Annotated in this window: 16 protein-coding genes and 1 pseudogene; 5 read left to right on the top strand and 12 right to left on the bottom strand. The window is 68.1% G+C overall.

Going from position 1 to position 18,860, the window contains the following annotated elements:
- Positions 1 to 29 precede the first annotated feature (29 nt).
- Positions 30 to 1,478: an amidase gene (locus ASE20_RS04315; RefSeq protein ID WP_162261040.1), complete on the bottom strand. Its 1,449-nt coding sequence runs from the start codon at positions 1,476 to 1,478 to the stop codon at positions 30 to 32.
- A 191-nt stretch (positions 1,479 to 1,669) separates the two neighbouring features.
- On the opposite strand from ASE20_RS04315, the gene ASE20_RS04310 reads away from it, so the two are divergent.
- A complete protein-coding gene (locus ASE20_RS04310) occupies positions 1,670 to 2,884 on the top strand; it encodes a PucR family transcriptional regulator (protein ID WP_056893303.1) in 1,215 nt (404 codons plus the stop codon).
- Between the two features lie 10 nt (positions 2,885 to 2,894).
- Here ASE20_RS04310 and ASE20_RS04305 read toward each other — a convergent pair whose 3' ends face one another.
- The 5 genes from ASE20_RS04305 to ASE20_RS04285 all read right to left on the bottom strand — a co-directional run bounded on the left by ASE20_RS04305 (position 2,895) and on the right by ASE20_RS04285 (position 9,242).
- Positions 2,895 to 4,094 carry an aspartate aminotransferase family protein gene (locus tag ASE20_RS04305; RefSeq protein WP_056893302.1) on the bottom strand — a complete coding sequence of 400 codons (1,200 nt, stop codon included), beginning with the start codon at positions 4,092 to 4,094 and terminating at the stop codon, positions 2,895 to 2,897.
- A gap of 56 nt (positions 4,095 to 4,150) precedes the next feature.
- Positions 4,151 to 5,152, bottom strand: a complete 1,002-nt coding sequence (locus ASE20_RS04300; RefSeq protein ID WP_056893301.1) for an ABC transporter permease — start codon at positions 5,150 to 5,152, stop codon at positions 4,151 to 4,153.
- Positions 5,149 to 6,726, bottom strand: coding sequence for a sugar ABC transporter ATP-binding protein (locus tag ASE20_RS04295; RefSeq protein WP_082612141.1), 1,578 nt, complete (start codon positions 6,724 to 6,726; stop codon positions 5,149 to 5,151). The genes ASE20_RS04300 and ASE20_RS04295 overlap by 4 nt, the downstream gene beginning before the upstream one ends.
- A 12-nt stretch (positions 6,727 to 6,738) precedes the next feature.
- Positions 6,739 to 7,704: a sugar ABC transporter substrate-binding protein gene (locus ASE20_RS04290; protein ID WP_056893299.1), complete on the bottom strand. Its 966-nt coding sequence runs from the start codon at positions 7,702 to 7,704 to the stop codon at positions 6,739 to 6,741.
- Between the two features lie 92 nt (positions 7,705 to 7,796).
- The gene (locus ASE20_RS04285; protein ID WP_056893298.1) at positions 7,797 to 9,242 is read right to left on the bottom strand and encodes an amidase; all 1,446 of its coding nucleotides are present in this window, start codon (positions 9,240 to 9,242) and stop codon (positions 7,797 to 7,799) included.
- 230 nt (positions 9,243 to 9,472) lie between these two features.
- On the opposite strand from ASE20_RS04285, the gene ASE20_RS04280 reads away from it, so the two are divergent.
- On the top strand, positions 9,473 to 10,102 hold the full coding sequence (locus ASE20_RS04280; protein ID WP_162261038.1) for a TetR/AcrR family transcriptional regulator: 630 nt from the start codon (positions 9,473 to 9,475) through the stop codon (positions 10,100 to 10,102).
- Positions 10,103 to 10,231: 129 nt separating this feature from the next.
- On the opposite strand, the gene ASE20_RS04275 is transcribed toward ASE20_RS04280, so the two are convergent.
- Positions 10,232 to 11,200: an LLM class flavin-dependent oxidoreductase gene (locus ASE20_RS04275; RefSeq protein WP_200952715.1), complete on the bottom strand. Its 969-nt coding sequence runs from the start codon at positions 11,198 to 11,200 to the stop codon at positions 10,232 to 10,234.
- A 23-nt stretch (positions 11,201 to 11,223) separates the two neighbouring features.
- Entirely contained in the window at positions 11,224 to 12,198 is a 975-nt protein-coding gene (locus tag ASE20_RS04270; protein WP_200952714.1) for a quinone oxidoreductase family protein, read from the bottom strand.
- 88 nt (positions 12,199 to 12,286) lie between these two features.
- On the opposite strand from ASE20_RS04270, the gene ASE20_RS04265 reads away from it, so the two are divergent.
- On the top strand, positions 12,287 to 12,892 hold the full coding sequence (locus tag ASE20_RS04265; protein WP_056893296.1) for a TetR/AcrR family transcriptional regulator: 606 nt from the start codon (positions 12,287 to 12,289) through the stop codon (positions 12,890 to 12,892).
- Positions 12,893 to 13,065: 173 nt separating this feature from the next.
- Here ASE20_RS04265 and ASE20_RS04260 read toward each other — a convergent pair.
- Positions 13,066 to 13,341: pseudogene (locus ASE20_RS04260) on the bottom strand (alpha/beta hydrolase fold domain-containing protein); the annotation flags it as partial.
- Positions 13,342 to 14,012: 671 nt separating this feature from the next.
- Positions 14,013 to 14,894, bottom strand: coding sequence for an SDR family oxidoreductase (locus ASE20_RS04255; RefSeq protein ID WP_056893294.1), 882 nt, complete (start codon positions 14,892 to 14,894; stop codon positions 14,013 to 14,015).
- 87 nt (positions 14,895 to 14,981) lie between these two features.
- Between ASE20_RS04255 and ASE20_RS04250 the strand changes: the two genes are divergently transcribed.
- Positions 14,982 to 15,551, top strand: coding sequence for a TetR/AcrR family transcriptional regulator (locus ASE20_RS04250; protein WP_056893293.1), 570 nt, complete (start codon positions 14,982 to 14,984; stop codon positions 15,549 to 15,551).
- A 104-nt stretch (positions 15,552 to 15,655) separates the two neighbouring features.
- Here the strand turns inward: ASE20_RS04250 and ASE20_RS04245 are convergent, their stop codons facing one another.
- Positions 15,656 to 16,318, bottom strand: a complete 663-nt coding sequence (locus ASE20_RS04245) for a hypothetical protein (RefSeq protein WP_056893292.1) — start codon at positions 16,316 to 16,318, stop codon at positions 15,656 to 15,658.
- Positions 16,319 to 16,674: 356 nt separating this feature from the next.
- Here ASE20_RS04245 and ASE20_RS04240 point away from each other — a divergent pair, with 356 nt between their 5' ends.
- Positions 16,675 to 17,424 carry a ZIP family metal transporter gene (locus tag ASE20_RS04240; RefSeq protein ID WP_056893840.1) on the top strand — a complete coding sequence of 250 codons (750 nt, stop codon included), beginning with the start codon at positions 16,675 to 16,677 and terminating at the stop codon, positions 17,422 to 17,424.
- Here ASE20_RS04240 and ASE20_RS04235 read toward each other — a convergent pair.
- Positions 17,364 to 18,860: a class I adenylate-forming enzyme family protein gene (locus ASE20_RS04235; protein WP_056893291.1), complete on the bottom strand. Its 1,497-nt coding sequence runs from the start codon at positions 18,858 to 18,860 to the stop codon at positions 17,364 to 17,366. The two genes, ASE20_RS04240 and ASE20_RS04235, sit on opposite strands and share 61 nt — an antisense overlap.

Here is an 18,860-nt window from a genome sequence, read left to right as displayed (position 1 = left end):
CCCGCGATCCTCCACCGGCGCTCCTCTGCTCACGACCGCGAACCGACGGGAAGGACGGGGTCGACGGGTTCACCGAACGACGTGGTGGCCTCGATCTGCTCGGCCACCCGCAGGATCGTCTCCTCGTCGAAGGCGCGACCGATGAGGTGGACACCCAGGGGCGCCCGGCCGGCCCGAGGCTGGGTGGCCAGACCGACACCGGGGAGCGCCATGAAGGGGACGGACAGGCTCGGCCACTGGCTGCGCAGGAGCTCCCTCACCCTGTCGAGGCTGGTCACGTCACCGCCCAGCCCGAACGGCTCCTCCCCCGAGTTGGGAAGCAGCAGGACGGGATAGTCGACCATCAACTCCGAGATCGTCCGGCGCAGCAACGAGCGTCGCTGGACCGCGGCGAGGTACCCCTCGAGGCTGCGGTCACCGAACTCCTCCCGTACGAGACGTGTGACCGCGTTCCACTTGAAGCGCATGCCGTCGTCGCCGAACGCGTCGAGCTCGGACGCGAATGAGGCCACGCCGTAGTCCTCGAAGGTCATCTGCAACCAGAGCCCGGCGGCCTCGCCCAGCGCGGGGACGGAGATCTCATCGACCTCGTAACCACAGGAGCGCAGGGTCGCGGCGGCGGCGCGGAGCGACGCATCGACCTCGGGCGAGCTCGCTCCCGCGAAGGGCATGTCCCCGGGATCGACCACCACACCGATACGAGGCGAGTCGGTGGCGGGGAGCGCGTGTCCGGGGGTCGCCTCGGGGTCCCGCGCGTCAGGACGGGCGATGACCGACAACGCAAGTCGCAGGTCTGCGACATTGCGAGCGAGCGGGCCATCGACCAGGAACTCACGCGAGGCGAGTCGGATGCCCTCGTTCTCGCCGGAGGTCCACCACGGCACCTTCCTCACCGTGGGGCGAAGGGCCGTCACGCCGCAGACCGAAGCCGGGTAGCGCAGGGACCCACCCATGTCGTTGCCTTGAGCGATGGAGACCACACCAGCCGCAACGGCCGCGGCGCCGCCGCCCGTGGAACCGCCGGCGGTCACGGACGGGTCGTACGGGTTGCGCGTAGGACCGTAGAAGTCACTCTGCGTGGTCCAACGCTGGCCGAACGGTGGCATGCGGGTACGGCCGATGATGACGGCGCCGGCCTCCACGTACCGCTCCACAGGTGGTCCGTTGCGTCGAGCGGGCACCGCGTCCCTCAGCGCCGGCACCCCGTGCGTCGTGGGGAACCCGACGAGATCGTGGTTCTCCTTGACTGCGATCGGCACGCCGTGCAACGCCCCCAGCGACTCACCGCGGGCGCGGCGGACATCGGCCTCGTCTGCGTGTCTCACGGCGTCAGCGACGTGATCGCTGAATGCGTTGAGGTGCGGCTCGACCTGGGCCAGTCGCTCCAGCGAAGCCTCGACGGCCTCGCGGGAACTGATATCTCCTTCGGCGATGGCATGGGCCACCTGCGTCGCCGACAGCTTCCAGATTTCGCTCACCACTGCTCCCAAGGTCCCTAGACGTCGGACCTGAGCGTCGACGTCGCTCGTGGATCCGACTCAGCGGCCACGGTGCGTCCGACGTTAGGAACGCAGCGGGCCCGCCACAATGTGCCCGTAGCACACTCCTGAGCGCGATAGTGGGCAGAAAACACACCATCCCGACCGCTGACGGACGTACCCTTCGGCCTATGGAGTACCTCGACCTCTCACCCGACGAACGCGCCGCCCTGGCGGGCGCCGGCCGAGCGCTCCTCAAGCGGAAGTCAGACATGCTCGAAGGCCTCCACAGCGCCCTGGAACGCGCTGTACCGGGCTACCTGCTCGTCCCCGAGCGCGCGGAAATGGAGAGCATGGAGGCCAACCTGGCGTTGCTCTTCACCATGCTCGAGCACGGAGCGTGGAAGGCGGGCACACCCGCCGACGCCTTGGAGGCTGCTCGACTCGCGGCCCGACTCGGTCTGACGCAGGTCGACCTCGCCCGCATCTATCACTACGGCCAGGACGTGCTTTGGAACGACTTCCTGGCGCCGGCCCTGGCGGTGGAGTGCTCCGACGCAGACATGTTGTCGCGCAGCTCGCGTGTCGCGTTCCGCGTGCTGTCGGAATTTCTCACGCGCGTCGAACGCGACGTCTCCGAACAGATGCGTCGGGAGCTGGTCACGGTCGGGTCCCCGGCCGAGCGCATCGACGCAGTCAAAAGCGTATTGACCGGCAGCGACCCTGGGGCCGACCTGCTCGGCTATCCACTGCTGGGCCGGCACCTGGCCTTCATCTGCTGGGCGACTCCTGGCGACGGCGCCGACCACGCGACCGTTCTGGACGCCGCGACGGCCGTGGCACGGGTGCTGCCGGCACGGGCACGGCTCGTCGTGCAGGCCAGCGCGCGCACGGCCTACGGATGGGCGAACGTGCGGCCGTCGGAGAAGGTCAACACGGCGCACGTGGAGTCGCTCCTCCGCGAGCGCGCCATGGGCGTCCACGTTGCGATCGGGACCGGCACGACGGGCGTGAACGGATTCCGCGCCGGGCACGAAGAGGCACGGATCGTGTTCGAGCATGTATCCCGTGGTCTGCGTCCGGCGCCTTCTGTCACCGACTACGACCGCATCGCACTGCTCTCACTGCTGCTGGCAGACCGTGACCAGGCGGTCACGTTCGCGCGTCGACAACTCGGTGACCTCGCCGGCGAAGGCATCGAGCTGCGGCAGCTGCGGGACACCGTGCGGATTTACCTGGGCGCTCACCTGAGTCCGTTGCGCACCGCCCAGGCACTGCACCTCCACCGCAACACGGTCAACAACCGCATCAAGCGCGCCGAGGCCATGTTGGGGTACCCGCTCGCGGACTCCCGTTTCGAACTTCAGGCCGCGCTCACCGTGCTCCACTCCCTCGAGAAGGTGTGAGCCTCGACCGTCACCGACGGAGAGAGCCGATCGTCGTGTCGAGCACCGCACCGAGGGCGAATATCTCCTCGACCGGGGTGGTGAACGGCGGCGAGACCTGAAGAGTGCCACCGGTGATGACCCGGACGATGAATCCCTCCCCCAGGCACACCTCGGAGACCTGCTGCGCTGCTTCCGCATCGACCATCTCGATGCCGACCATCAACCCCAGCCCGCCACGTACCTCACGCACGGTGTCATGACACTCCAGCCTCGCCAGCTCGTTGAAGAGCGGCGCCTCGAGGTCACGCACCCGCTCGACCAGCCGCTCGCTCTCGAGGATGTCGAGGTTGGCGAGGCCCGCCGCTGCCGAGACGGAATGCCCGGCATAGGTCATGCCGTGGCGAAAGGTCAGCGCCTGGGGACCGAAGAACGGATCTGCGACGCGCGAGCCCACGAGCACGGCGCCCAGCGGCGCGTACCCGGAGCTGATGCCCTTGGCTGTCACGATGATGTCCGGCTCAAGACCCACTCGCGAGCTGCCGAACCACTGACCGAGTCGCCCGAACCCCGTGATGACCTCGTCGGCGACGAGAAGGACGTCGTGCCGACGGCACAGCTCGTTGACGCGCCGCATGTAGTCCGCCTCAGGGAGGTGGACCCCACCGGTGCCGAGGACCGGCTCGGTGAAGAACGCTGCGATCCGACCCGCTTCCCTGACGAACAGTGCTTCGAGAGCGTCGATGTCGTGCAGCGGCACCCTGGCCACGTCGGGAACGAGCCGACCGATGCCCTCCTGGTTGGCAGCGATGCCGGTCATGCTGGTGCCGAAGGCGTGGAGACCGTGGTAGGCGAGATCACGGGTCACGACGACCGTCTTCTCGCCCCTGCCGACGGCGTCCCAGTAACGTCGTGCCAGCTTCGCGGCGAGATCGATGCCGTCGCTCCCACCCGAGGTGAAGAGGACCTTGGTGCTGCCCAGCGGACTGAGCCTTGCGACCCTTTCCGCCAGCGCGAGGGTCACATCGGTAGTGAACCTGCCGAACGACGAGTAGTACTCGAGGCGTCCGGCCTGTTCCCGCATCGCTTCGGCGATCTCGACCCGGCCGTGACCCACGTTGGTCAGCCACAAGGAGGCCGGTGCGTCGAAGTACTCCTTGCCGCTCTCGTCGTACACCATGGTCCCGCGGCCTCGCACGAACACGATGCGGTGTCCCTCCACCCCGTTCATGGCGGCCTGACCGTGCCACAGCGACGAGGGGCTCCTCCCAAGGGAGCTCATCGTGCTCAGGCCGCGGCGCGCAGCCGGGCGAGAGAGCCCACCCCCACGCCCACGATAAGGAGGATCCCCTGGAACAGGTACTGGGAGTAGGTCGCGAGTCCTATCAATGCGATCGCGTTGAAGCCGACGGACACCGTGATGACACCGACGAGCGTGCCTACGATGTGGAACTGGCCGTCGCGGAGGACCGCCGAGCCGAAGAAGGCCGCAGCGAACGAGCTGAGCAGGTAGGGATCCCCTGCTGCGAGCGTCGCACTACCCGTGCGGGAAGCAAGGAGGAAGCCGGTCAGCCCGGCGCACATCGAGCAGACGGCGAACGCGATGATGCGCACGCGGTCCACGCGGATGCCCGACAGCTCTGCGGCCACGCGGTTCCCGCCGACCGCCTGCATGGCCTGGCCTAGGACGGTCCGGTTGAGCAGCCACCACAGGACGGCCGCCACCAGCACCATCACGTACACCGGGTACGGAACACCGAAAAGCCGACCGAAGGTGATGTCCAGGAAGGTGTCAGGGTCCTGCAGGGCGACCGGTGTGCCGTCCGAGATGACGTAGTTCACGCCGATGACGACCGTCCCCGTGCCCAGGGTCGCGACCAGCGCCGACACGTTCATGAAGGTGACGATGAAGCCGTTGACGATGCCGATGGCGGCGCCGAGGACCAGCACGGACAGGAGTGCGGCGACGATCCCGAACCCGGCATCGACCATGAGGGCGCAGGCCGCGACGCCGGCGAGACTGGCTGCGTTGCCGATGCCGAGATCGAACTCACCGGTGACCAGGACGAAGGTCAGGCCCATCGCGATGATGGCTGCCAACGCACTCTGGTTGAGCACGTTGATGGCGTTGTCGAGGGTCGGAAAAGTTTCGGGTGCGGCGGCCGAGGCGACGGTGACGAGCAGCGCCAGCACTACGAGTGCGCCGTATCTTCCGAACCAATCGAAGTAGTCGAATCCAGGGCTGTCGTTGTCGGGGACGTCGCTGGTGACGGTGGTCGTGGCGCTCATGCTTCCTCCGCATCGGGGGCCCCGAAGCTCAGGGCGGTGAGATGGTCTTTGTCGAACTGCGAGGCGGGCACCTCGGCGATGATCCGGCCGGCACGCATGACCAGCACCCGGTGACAGATGGCGAGTTCCTCGAAGTCGCTGGAGATGACGAGGACCGAGGTCCCGTCTGAGGCGAGCTCGCCGATGATCCGATAGATCTCCGCACGAGCTCCGACGTCGACGCCGACGGTCGGCTCGTCCATGACGAGCAGGCCCGGACCGGTGCGGACGTACTTGCCGACGACTGCCTTCTGCTGGTTGCCGCCGCTCAGGAGGTGAACAGCGGTGCGTGAGGATCGCGTCTTGATGGCGAACCGTTCGATCAGCGCCTCTGCCGTGCGACGCGAGCGACGCGGGCTGAAGGGACGCAGGGTACGCCGGGCGGCTCCGTGCTCGGCCATGGCCAGGTTGTCCTCGACCGAGCCCGTCAGTACCAGGCCCTGGCTGCGTCGCTCCTCAGGCACCAGCGCGACGCCGGACCGGATCGCCTGATGAGGCGAGCGAGGCGCGTACCCGGCCCCGTCGAGCTCCATGCGCCCCGCAGTCGCCCGGTCGGCGCCGACGAGCAGACGGGCCAGCTCGGTGCGTCCGGCGCCGACGAGTCCCGCGATGCCGACGATCTCTCCGACTTTGACGTCGAACGAGGCGTTGAGAACGTGCGGGCTTCGGCTCAGGCCCAGCGCTCGCAGACGCACCGCTCGCTCGGTTCCGCCAGGATCGCCCTGTTCACTGGCGACGACTCGTTCGACCTCGCGGCCCACGATGTGGGTGGTCAGCGCAGCCCGGTCCGTCTCCCGCGCCGCGAGGGTCGTCACCAGCCGCCCGTTGCGGAACACGGTGATCTCGTCGGAGATCGACAGCACCTCGTCGAGGCGGTGGGAGACGTAGAGGATCCCGACGCCGGTGGAGGTCAGCTCATCGATGACCTTGATGAGGCGGTGCGCCTCATCGTCGGTGAAGGACGCGGTCGGCTCGTCCATCGCGATGAAGCGGGCCGGACGCATGAGTGAGCGGGCCAGCGAGACCATCCACCGGTCCGCCACCGACAGTTTGTCCACCTGGGCACTCAGTGAGATGTCGGCTTGAAGCCGTTCGAGGACCACGACAGCGTCGCGGGAGAGGCGCCGCAGGTCGAGCTGCCCCCAACGGCCTGTCCGCCCCGAACCCATGGCCAGGTTCCGGAGGACCGAGAACGTGGGAACCAGGTTCAGCTCCTGGTGGATGAAACCGAGACCGAGGTCAGCCGCATGGCGGGGATTCGCGACACGCACGGGTTCCCCGTCGAGCTCGATGACCCCGGTATCGGCGTGTTCGAGACCCGCAATCACCTTGATGAGAGTGGACTTGCCGGCGCCGTTTGCGCCACACAGCGCGTGCACGGATCCTGGTCGGACGGTGAGGGAGACGTCGTCCAGAGCCCGGCTTCCGCCGAAGCTCTTGGAGATTCCCTCGACGCGGAGCGACCCTCTGAGGACCTCCTCGCCGGCCCCGATCGGGAGATGTGGAGCGTCGCCGGGCTCTGGACGGTGATTCATCGCAACCGGTCCTCAGGATCCATCCGCACCGGGGTGCGCGACGAGGTACTCGTCGATGGTGTCGCTGGTGACGAGGTTGTAGGGCGTCTCCACGTCCTGAGGTTCGGCGTCAGCACCCCCTTCGACGAGCGAGGGAGTGGCATCGAAGAGGAGCTTCGCTGCCGCGGCGAGGTCGGGAGCCGACGTCGCTCGGATCTTTCCTTCCTTGAGAGCGCGAAGTCCTGCCGGTGTGCCGTTGTACCCGTAGATCTTCACGTCGGTCCGCTTCGCCTGCTCGATGGCGACATAGGCGCCGAGAGCGGGGTCGTCCCAGCAGGCCCAGACCGACAGCGGCTCGCCGTCGGCGGGGTTCTTCGCGAGCCATGCAGTCGTGAGCCGCTGGCTGGACTCGAGCTGCCCCGGGATGGTCACCTCCTGGCGATCGGCCGTGATGCCGGTGTCCTCGAGGGCCTCGTCGAGCGCCTTCTCACGGATCTGGCACGGCGGTCCCGGGGTGTAGCTGAGAACGAGGCTGCGGCCCTCGCCACCCATGTCCTCGATCATCTGGTCGGGGATCTCGATCCCGTTGGCGACGCCGAGGTTGTAGGTCACGCCGTCGGCGATGCCCCCGGCGATCGAAGCGACCGGGATGCCCGCCTCGGTCGCCGAGCGGAGTCCAGAGGTCAGCGTGGTGGAGTCGAAGGAGCCCACGACGATCAGGTCGACCTTCTTCTGCACGAAGTCCTGCATGGCGCCGATCGCCTTGTCGACGGCCGCGTCGGGGTTGGCGGTCGTGACTTCCCACCCGGCGGCCTCGGCGAGCTTGACGTACTCCTTGATGGCGCCCTCCGTCGTCACCTCACTGGGCGCGAACCGGACGATGCCGACCGAGAACGTGTCGTCGCCTCCGTCATCGGTCGACGAGCCGCCCGAGCATGCCGCTGTCGACAGCAGTGCAACCGCGGCGGCGGCACTGCACAGGGTGTTCCGGTAATTCATGTGAGCCTCCTAGCTCGCGCCCGACCCGGTCGGGCGGGGCGGTTTCTTGTCCGGTGCTGGTGCGTCCTCGACCGGCCCCGGCGGGACGACGGTCAGCGGGTTGCGTGCGGCGGGACGGGTTCGACGGGGCTGGGCACGGGCATGCGTTCCTGGAGCGCCGCCGCGATGTCCAGGAGCGTCGCCTCGTCGAAGGCACGACCGATCAACTGGACGCCCAGTGGCGACTGTCGGGGGCGGACATGGGTCGCGATCCCTACGCCGGGCAGTGCCATGAAGGGCACGGCAAGGTTCGGCCACTGGTGGCGGAGGAGATCGTGGACCCGGTCGCGACTGGTGACGTCGCTGCCGAGCGCGAAGGCTGGCTCCCCCGAGTTCGGCAGGAGCAGCACCGGGTACCTGGTCATGAGTTCGGACAACTCGCGGCGGATCAGGGAACGACGCTCCTGACCTTCGAGGTAGGCCCGTAGGTCGGTAGGGCCGTACGCCTCCTCGACCAGTGACACGACGGACCTGAACTTGAACTGCATGCCCTCGTCGGCGAACTCGTCGATCTGGTCGCCGAGTCCCGACAGGACGAAGTCCGCGAAGGCGAGGCGCAACCACAGGCTCGCCGCCTCACCTAGCTGGGGGACGACGATCTCGTCGACCTCGTACCCGTCAGACCGCAGGGTCGCAGCGACCTCCCGGACCGACTTCTCAATTTCAGGCGTGCCCGACCCCGCGAAAGGTGCGTCACCGGGGTCGAGCACGACTCCGATCCGCGGTCGGGTCACGCGAGCTGCGGCATAGCCGGGGGTTGCGTCGGGATCACGCGGGTCCGGCTTGGCAACGACCGACAGCGCGAGGCGCAGGTCCTCGACATGACGTGCGATCGGGCCGTCGACCTGGAACTCACGGCTGGAGACACGCATCCCGAGGCCCTGGGGCGAGGTCCACCACGGCACCATGCCAACTGTTGGGCGCAGGGCGACCACACCGCAGACCGTCGCCGGATATCGCAGAGAACCACCGATGTCGTTGCCCTGGGCGATCGGGACGACACCGGTTGCCACGGCAGCGGCACCACCACCTGTGGACGCGCCGGCGGTCACCGTCGGGTCGTGCGGGTTGCGGGTCGGCCCGAAGAAGTCGCTCTGCGTCGTCCATCGCATGCCGAACGGAGGCATCCGCGTGCGGCCGATGATGATCGCCCCGCTCTCGACGTACCGGTCGACCGGAGGGCAGGTCTCGGAAGCGGGCGGCAGCCCTGCGAGTGCAGGGACACCGTGGGTCGTCGGGAGGCCCTTCACGTCGTGGTTGTCCTTGACGGCGATCGGCACGCCGTGCAAGGGGCCGAGCTGCTCTCCACGACGGCGTCGGGCATCTGCCTCATCGGCACGCGCGAGCGCATCCTCGGCGCGGTCCTCGAAGGCATTCGTGATCGGCTCGACCTCGTCGAGACGCGCCAGCGAGGCCTCGACGGCCTCACGAGAGCTGATGTCCCCCGAGCGGACAGCCGACGCGACCCGCGTCGCGCTCCAGGTGTTGATCTCATTCATTTGTCGAACCTCACGTTCACGATCTCGACCTCGCCGCGGGTCCGACCTGGCTGTCGGATTACACGGTCTCGGTGTGGCCTGCGCCACGCTAAATCGCGGTCAGTGAGCGTGAGAATGGGCTGATTGCTCATACCTCAGGCGGCAACTGTGCTGCCGGCACAGCATCGACCTTCCCCTTCCGTGGGCGTCGGGGTCGCCGACGACTCGAAGGCTGCTTGTACGATCTGTGCGTGACGCCAAGGCCGGTGGACCCGGCGCCCACGGTGGACGGTCGTGCTCGACGCTGGCAGAACAGGCGCCCGGAGCTGCTCGCCGCCGCCACCGAGTACGCGCTCGAGGTCGGCGTGTCCCAGTTGACCCTGCGCCCGTTGGCCGAGGCCATCGGCACCTCCATCACGTCGCTGAACCGGCAACTCGGAAGCAAGGACGACTTGGTGCGCGAAGTGTGTCGCGGACTCCATGGCGCGATGGTGGACGCACTCAACAACGTGTGGGAGAGCAGCGCGGGACGTCCGGTCGATGTGCTACGCGGACTGTGGGCCTTGTGGCTCACCCCGGGCTATGACCGCCAGTTCGCCTTCTTGTTCGAGCTGTACGGCATGGCGCTGAGGGACCCGGAGCGGTACGAGTGGTTCGAGCAGTCCGTCGTCCGCGACTGGATGACGCCCCTCTCCGACGCACTGGTCAGCAGCGGACGGCCTGAGGCAGAAGCGCAGGTGGTCAGCACACTCGTCATGGCCGTCATCCGCGGGTTGCACCTCGACGTGGCTGCCACTCATGACGTGGCCCGCGTCAACGACGCCTACGAGCTAACGCTGCGGCTGTTGGAGCCGCACCTGGCATCACCTGCAGGCGGATGAGGCCAGCCTGCAACGGCATTTCGAGAAGACGATCGCCGCACGCAGGTCCGCCCCCACCTTCCGGAACCGTGCCGATCCCGGCAGGTGCAGGTTCCCGCCGAGAGTCGACACGCGACGACCTCAAGGCACTCAGGTCATGGCGCGGCCCGTCAGTACGAGCGAGCGGATCCGATGTTCCGGATCCGGCGACTGATGGACAAGGATGAGCTCATCGGCGCCCGTTCGCTGCGCCAGGGTCTCCAACGCCCGAACCACCTCCGACGGGTTGCCGGTCGCGGCGTGCCGGAACATCTGGGCTGCGGCCGCGCCCTGCGGCGAGTCGAGAAAGGTGTCCACCTGCGCGTCCGTTAAGGACTGATCACCCGGCCGCCTCGTCAGAACCTTGCGCGCCTCGAAACGAAGCATGCCGCGGAGGTTGGACGAGACGGATGCTGCATCGTCGGAGGCGATCACGTTGGCCGTGATCATCAGGTAGGGCTCGGAGTGCTCAGCAGACGGCTTGAACTGACGTCGATACGTCGCGACCGCCTGGTCGAGGTCACCCGGTGAGAAGTGCGCCGCGAAGGCAAAGGGCAGCCCCATCTTGGCAGCCAGGCGTGCTCCGAACAACGAGGACCCCAGGATGGTGATCGGCACGCGGGTACCCTGCCCCGGCACAGCGACGACGCCCGGGATCAGGCTGTCCTCGCCGAGAAAGGCGCGCAATTCGGCAACATCCTGTTCGAAGGTGTCACTCGCGCCATCACGACGCAGGGCGTACGCCATCCCCGCGTCGGCGCCCGTCGCACGCCCCACCCCCAGGTCGATCCGATTCGGATACATGGCGGCGAGCGTCCCGAACTGCTCCGCGATCGAGAGCGGAGAGTGGTTCGGAAGCATCACCCCGCCCGCGCCGACCCGAATCGTCTTCGTGCGGCTCGCCACGTGCGCCGCCAGCACGGCCGGTGCCGCCGAGGCAGTCGTCGTTCCGTGGTGCTCGGCGTACCAAACCCGGTCATACCCCGACCTCTCGGCGGCCCGAGCCAACTCGACGCTCATCGCGACGGCGTCGGTCGCGGTGCCGTCGGACGGGATCGGCGCCAGGTCCAGCAGAGTCAAGGGGATTCGTCGGCCTCCGGGCGTCACATCGTCACCACGATCTTGCCGACGACCTCCTGACGGGAGAAGCTGACTGCGGCCTCGACCCCGTCCGAGAGCCGGAGGGTGCGCCCGACGGTCGCGGTCAAAGCGCCAGCGGCTGCCGCCCGTGCCACGTCGGCCATGTCGCCAAGTCGGCACTCGAGGTCGCTGACGTACTGGAGGACCACATCGTCACGGCCGAGGTCGTCCGGGCTCGGGGCCGGAAAGATGATCGTGGTCAGGCGTCCGCCAGGGCGGATCGCTCTCGCGACTGGGGCCAGCCGGTCGCCGGGAAAAACGAGGTTGACCACCACGTCGACGTCGTCGGGGTACTCCGTGGCACTGAATCCGATGACCTCGTGCGCGCCGAGACCGCGCAGAACCTCACCGTCCGCAGGAGTGCCGGCAGTCGCCGTGATGTGCGCCCCAGCGGTGGCCAGGAGTGGCACAAGGGAGGTGCCCACGCCGCCAGTGGCGCCGATGACCAGGACGGACTCGCCTGGCTGGACCTGGGTGGTGGCCAATATCGCACGCGCCGTAAATCCTGCGATTCCGAGGGCGGCCGCCTGCTGCACCGAAACCGACGAGGGGCGATGCGCCACCAGCGGGGTGTCCGCCTCGATCACGACGTACTCCGCCATGGCCCCAGTGCTGATCGACGGTCGGTCGGCCGCCGCGACGACGCGCAGCGGGCGAGGCATCGCTTGACCGAACACCTCGTCACCGACCACGAACCCGGTCACGTCGCGACCGACCTCGGTGACGGTGCCGGCGAAGTCGTTGCCGAGGACGTAGGGAAACTCGAGTTCAAGCACATCGCGGTATACGCCGGTGATCACCTGGAGATCAGTGGCGTTGATCGTCGACGCCGCGACTCGTACCAGGAGTTGTCCAGGTCCAGGCCGCGGTATCGGCACGTCTTCGATCGACAGCAGTTCGGGACCGCCGTACTGCGTAGCAACGAGGGCTTTCATCATGTTCTCCAATCTAACCGGACCGATTGGTCACGTTATCGACGACGCTAGCCATAAACGGACCGTTCGGTCAACTTGGTAGTATGCACCCGTGTCCACGCCTTCACGCCCCCGGCGGGCCGACGCCGTCCGCAACCGCGACCTTCTGCTGGCCGCGGCGCAGGACGAGTTCGCCGAACGCGGCCTCGAGGCCTCCGTGGCGGATATCGCTCGAAGGGCCGGCGTGGGGAAGGGAACGGTGTTCCGCCACTTCCCCACCAAGGACGATCTGATCGCTGCCATCGTCCGCACCCACGTCGACGCGCTCGACGCGCTCGGACGGGACCTCCTGCGTGCCCGCGATGCCGGCCCAGCCCTGCTGGAGTTCCTCACCGAGGCCGCAGGAAAGCAGCAGCGGGACCTGTCCTTTCTGCTGCGTGCCAGCGAGAGGAACCCCGAAGTGCTCGAGCTGCGCGATCGCCTCTACGTCACGATCGGCGACCTGGTCGAACGCGCCAAGCTCGCCGGAGCGATCCGAGCCGATGTCACCGGGGTCGACGTGATTCTCCTGATGTGCGCCCCCGGCCACGTGGTGGACTACCTTTCAGATCCCATGCCCCACCTGTGGGAGCGATATCTAGGCATCGTCTTCGACGGTCTGCGCCCCGAGGGTGCGCACCCGTTGCGTCCCGACCCCCCGAGCCTTTCTGGCCTCTGAGGCGCAGCGGTCGGGCAGCACCTCAGACCACCCGAGGACCGGAACGAGCAGGCGATCGCGGCGCCGGACCGGCCGAGCTCACCGCAGTCAAGCCGCGCGCGGCCGGTGTGCACCAGGAGCCCCACGGCGCCAGCCGGAGCCGGCGGGCGTCTACAGCGCGTCCGGTCGCCCGCTCAGGTCTCGGCCGACGGCTCGGACGGCTCGGACGGCTCGTCGATCCTCTCGATCGCAGCCGCCCCGAAGTGGCGGCCGAGATAGCAGTACCAACTGCCGGTGAACGACTGCGGGACAGCGGAGGCCAGCGCGAAGAGGTCGAAAGCGTGGTACGCCCCGGCACAGAGATGCAATTCCACCAGGGATCCCGACGCTAGGAGCAGATGAGCGTAGGCCAGGTCCTCGTCACGGAAGAGGTCGTGGTCACCCACCGCAATGGACGCGGGTGCGACGCCAGTGAGGTCATGGAGCGCGCCGGAGCGGCGTAGGGCGTGAGGCCGTCAGCCTCCACGCGGACCACCCAGCACCGCATCCCAGGCGAGCAGACTGATGCGGCGGTCGACGATGCCGATGTCGACGACCTCGTGGCTGGACGGGTGGCGTTGTGGTCGTCGAGCATCGGGTAGTCGAGCACTCGGAAGAGCGGCCCGGGGAAATCCCGATCTCGGATCATCAATACGACTGCAGCCGCGATGCGTGTCGCAGGACGTGCAGAGGCACGCCGACCGCGTAGGCGGCGCGATCACCGTCCCATCCGCCGACTGATCCTCTACCTCGACGCTTGGGTCTCGGGGTACCGCGGCGGGGACCTGCTCGGCGAAGGCTCGCACCGCCACGCGGGCGGTAGCGATGTCAGAGAAGTCAAACACCCCATTGGGCCCTCTGGGAATCTGCGCCAAAGCAGCAGCGAGCTCGGGGTCCAGGCGGCGATCAGTGGTCATTGGCGTGCCTTTCTGTGATGTAGTCAAGATTTCGCACCGCCAAGAGCGCGGCAGTGCGTACCCCTGTCCGCGCCGACGTGGCACAGCTCGCAACTCGTGCGCTGATGGCCCCGTCTGCCGACTGGCACACCCGGTGACGACCGCGGCCGCCTCCGGCAGTGAGCGCAGTCGAGTCGCCGGGGGAGTCAGGGCCGAATGGATTCCAAGTCCTCGAGCAACGATGGGTGAGTCGGCTCCCAGCCCAGCTTCTCGCGCGTGTGCAGGCTGGAGGCGGGCTGGTCGAGCGCGAAGATCGCACCGATCGGCCCGTATGCCTCCACTGGAACCGGTTGAACCGGAACTCCGAGACGGCGGCCGATGACGTTCGCGATCTCTCCTACCTGATCGCCTTCGTCGGCGACCGCGTGCCACGACGATCCGGCGGGAGCCGCCTCCAGGGCAATCCTGAAGAGCGCGGCCGCGTCGGCGGAGTGGACCGCGGGCCACCGCTGGGTGCCGTCGCCCGGGTAGCCGGAGACCCCCGAACTGCGCGCGATCTGGGTGAGTAGACCAGCGAAGCCCCCCTCCCCGTTCTGGTGGACGGTGCGCGGCAGGCGAACGGCAGAGGTTCGGACGCCCCGGTTCCGCAGGGCGAGGGTACGCGTGACCGTCAGGGCACGACCTCCGACGGGCCCCTCAGTGAGCAGCGGGTCGGTCTCGACTGAGGCCCTGCCGGGGATTCCTGGCGTGCCGGAACAGACGACGAGTGGCTTGTCGCTGCCGACCATTGAAGCGCCGATCGCATCGATCGCCGCTGTTTCCTCCGCAATGCCCGCAGCCAGCGTTTGGGGACTGGAGAAGTCGTTGCTGAAGGCGAGGTGGATCACACCGTCCGCGTCGGCCGCAGCGGCACGTACGACATCGAGATCAGATAGCCCACCCCGGACCGAGGAGGCTCCGAAGGACGACAGTTTGGCGGCCGAGGCCGCCGACCGGGCAAGCCCAATGACTTGGTGCGAGTGAGCGGTGAGCTCAGTGACGACCGCCGAACCGATGTTGCCGGTTGCGCCGGTGACGAAGACCTTCATGGTGACTCCAGATGGGGTGATGGGACTTTTGTCCCATCACCCTACCAAAGTGATGGGACAAGGGTGCCATCGCCTAGGATCTGCCGCATGGCAAGGTGGCAACCCGGAGCACGGGAGCGATTGGTCGTATCAGCGGTCGAACTCTTCGCCGATCAGGGATACGACGCGACGACTGTCGCTGAGATCACCGAGCGTGCCGGCGTCACCAAGAGCACGTTCTTTCGGCACTTTCCGGACAAACGTGAGCTACTCTCCGCCGGTCAGGCCCTACTGAGCCAGCTGCTTGCCGAGGGCATTTCCGCGGCGACAGCTGAGGCGACGCCGCTAGGCGCAGTCGCTGTCGGACTCCAGCGAGCCAGCGAGGCGTTCGGCCCGATGAACCGCGAGATCGCCCCTCAGATGAAGGCTGCGATTGCGTCGAGCGCCGAGCTCCAGGAGCGCGAGGCGCTCAAGCGGATCGGTCTTTCAGTCGCCATGACTGAAGCGCTGGTCGCTAGGGGATTCGCCGAGCCCGTGGCCCACCTCGCCGCCGAGATGGGCGTACTCGCCTTCAAGCAAGGGTACGCCGCCTGGGTGGACGCACACGACGGCTCAGACTTCGGGCCGCACGCCTTGGCCGCGCTGGAGACCCTGCGAGAGGCGAGCTCTGCGCTCTGACGAGAGTCCACTTGTCATGGGACAACACAGCCTCGATCTCGGCGACGTTCGGCCAAGGTGCGCCCCAGCCACCGACGGGCGTGGCCACGTCGATGGTCGGCCGCTCAGGCACGGAACACGTCCAGAGCTCGGCCAAGAGCGTCGACTCCGGCGCGCCTCTCGCGGACATCGAGGGACTCGGCCAGATCGAGTGCAGCCAAGACATCGCTGGCGCTGACCAGCTCACGGAGCACATCGAGATCCATGGACGTCGCGCGCAGCGTCACGATCCCGGTGTCATCGCGAATCAGGCTGTGTCGCGACACAACCGCTTTCGCGGCAGTCGCGGCCAGGTAGCCATCGATCACGTTCGTCGCTGCCAATCCCAGTCGCTCAGCCGCCGACGCTGTGTCGACCAGCTCCGAACGAAGCCGCTCCCCTGCGCTGCGGTGTGCCACGTACCTGCTGACGCTGGCTCGCCCACGCGCGCGCTCGATGAGTTCCTCAGCACCGAGCCCGCGGAGGCGTCCTCTGAGCCGGGATCGCTGGCTCTCCCCCAGCCACCCCGCGTCCAGTCCAGACAGCAGGGCCACTGCGGCCCAGGCCGTCGACTCAGCCCACGCCCTCGTGTGGGAACCGCGGCGAACGGCCAGCAGTCGTTCGACTGAGGTCTCGTCGACCACTCCCCTGGCCAGTGAGCGCAGATCGCCCCGCGCGACCAGGTGCTGGACCTGTCGCGTCGAGATGCCGAGCCTCACAGCAGCATCGGAGACGGCGAGCAACGACATGACATATATGTTCGCTTAGACGTAGTTGTCCGTCAAACGCGGCCAGGACGACCGAGAACACGGGGTAGCCTGTTACAACTCCGGTACAAACAGCCGGCCTTCTTCGCCGTTTGCGCAGGTCAGCATGGGTCAGTCAGTCAGAACTACGACATCTGATTCGTGAGCTGATCGATCTGCTCATGCTCGACCAACCGATGGCCCCGGGTCTCCCCCGGGGCCATCGGCGTCTCGAGGTCGTGGCCCGCATGCTTGGCTGACTGCGTGGGCCCCGCCGCGGGTACCGTCTGCCTCGTGCCTGTCTCCCGGATCCACGTCCACAGGGCAGCGACCGATGCGCGCGGACTCTGGTGCCGCTGATGCCTGTCTGGCTCCAGGCCGGCGCCTGGGGACTCTTCGCGGGTGGGGCGCTGGTCGTCGGCGCGCTGGTCGCGTGGTTCGTCTCCGTCCCCCAGCGGGTGGTGGCGTCAGTCATGGCGTTCGGTGCCGGGGTGCTCATCTCGGCGCTGGCCTTCGACCTGGTGGACGAGGCTGAGCGCGGCGGAGGCCTCGTCGCGACGGCGGTCGGGTTCCTCGCCGGGGCCTCGATCTACGTCACGGCCAACGTGCTGCTGGCGCGGCGGGGGGCGGCGCACCGCAAGCGGTCCGGCGACCAGCAGCCCTCGGAGCAGGAGCACACGGGGTCGGGTGCCGCCATCGCGGTCGGTGCGCTCCTCGACGGCATCCCCGAGTCAGTGGTGCTGGGCCTGTCGCTCCTCAGCGGCAACGGCGTGGGAGTGCCGGTCCTGGCCGCCATCGTCATCTCCAACCTTCCCGAGGGGCTCTCGAGCGCTGCCGGCATGAAGCGCAACGGCCGTAGCGCGCGCTACGTGTTCGGGGTGTGGACCGCGATCGCCGTCGCGAGCGGTGTCGCCGGACTCCTCGGGGCGGCGCTGCTCGAGGGCGCGTCCCCCGAGCTCGTCGCCGTCATCACGGCGCTCGCCGCCGGGGCGATCCTCGCGATGGTCTCCGACACGATGATCCCGGAGGCCTTCGAGCGGACCCACCTCTACGCGGGCTTCATCGCGACCGCCGGGTTCATGCTCGCGTTTGCCATCGAGCGGTCCTGATCGCGCAGCGACCTCTTGTCGAGCTTGCCGACCGCATTCTTCGGCAAGGACTCCAGCACGTGGATCGCCGTGGGGCGCTTGTAGCCGCTGAGCTGGTCCCGGCAGCGCACCTTGAGCGCCTCGACGTCGATCGTGGCGCCGGGCCGGGGCTGGACGTAGGCGACGACGATCTCGCCCCACTTCTCGTCGGGTACGCCGATGACGGCGGCCTCGAGGACGGCGAGGTCGCCGGCGAGGACGTCCTCGATCTCCTTGGGGTAGACGTTCTCGCCGCCGCGGATGATCATCTCCTTGGAGCGGCCCACGATGGTCAGGTAGCCGTCGTCGTCGAGGTGGCCGACATCGCCGGTGCGGAGCCAGCCGTCGGTGAGGACGGCGGCTGTGTCCTCCGGGCGGCCAAGGTAGCCGCGCATCACGTTGGCGCCGCGCACCTCCACCTCGCCGTTCTCGCCGGGCGGGACGGGACGGCCCTCGGCGCCGAGGATGCGCAGGTCCTGACCGGGGAACGGCAGTCCCACGGTTCCGGGCTTGCGGAGCCCGTCGACGGGGTTGATCGTCGACCCGCACGTCGCCTCGGACAGTCCGTAGCCCTCGACCAGTGGGAACCCGAAGCGGGCCTCGAAGCGCGCGAGCAGGTCCGCCGAGGCCGGGGCGGCGCCGCAGACGGCGAACCTCACTGAGCTCGTGTCGGGGCGTACGTCGGTCGGCAGGGCAGCGAGCATGCTGTAGATCGTGGGGACGGCCGAGAAGTACGTCGGGCGGTGCCGCTCGATGCTGTCGAAGAAGGTGGTCGGGTTGAAGCGCTCGGCGATGACGACGCTGGCGCCGGCCCGCAGCGGGGTGAGGATGCTGACGACGATGCCGTTGACGTGGAAGAGCGGCAGGATCAGCAGGCAGCGGTCCTCAGGGCCGACCTCGAGCGCCGCTTGTCCCATGCGCGTCATCGCATCGAGATTGGCGTGATCGAGCATCACGCCCTTGGGCGTTCCGGTGGTGCCGGAGGTGTAGATGAGCAGTGCGAGGGCCGACGGGTCCTCGACCGGCGGAACATCGGTCGAGGTCTCGCGAGCCAGGTCGGCGACCGACAGGGTGGGTACGTCGCCCACTCCGGCCGAGTCCTCCTCGATGACGAGGAGGCGTGCGGCGGAGTCGTCGAGCTGGCGCTCCACCTCGACGTCGGTCAGGGCGGGGTTGACCGGCGTGACGGTCGCACCGAGGCGCCAGGCCGCGAAGAGCAGGACGACGAACTCGACGCGGTTGGTCAGGCGCAGGGCAACGACATCGCCCGAGCCGATGCCGAGGTCGGCGAGCTGTGCGGCAGCCGCTCCCACGCGGGCGAGCAGGTCGGCGTTGGTCAGCGACGTGGTGCCGTCGGCGACGGCGGGACCCGCTGGGTGCTCGGCCGCTCGCTTGTCGACGAGGGTGGGGAAGGTCAC

The organism is Nocardioides sp. Root240, from assembly GCF_001428825.1.
GTDB lineage: Bacteria > Actinomycetota > Actinomycetes > Propionibacteriales > Nocardioidaceae > Nocardioides.
This window is presented reverse-complemented; position numbering and strand designations above follow the sequence as displayed.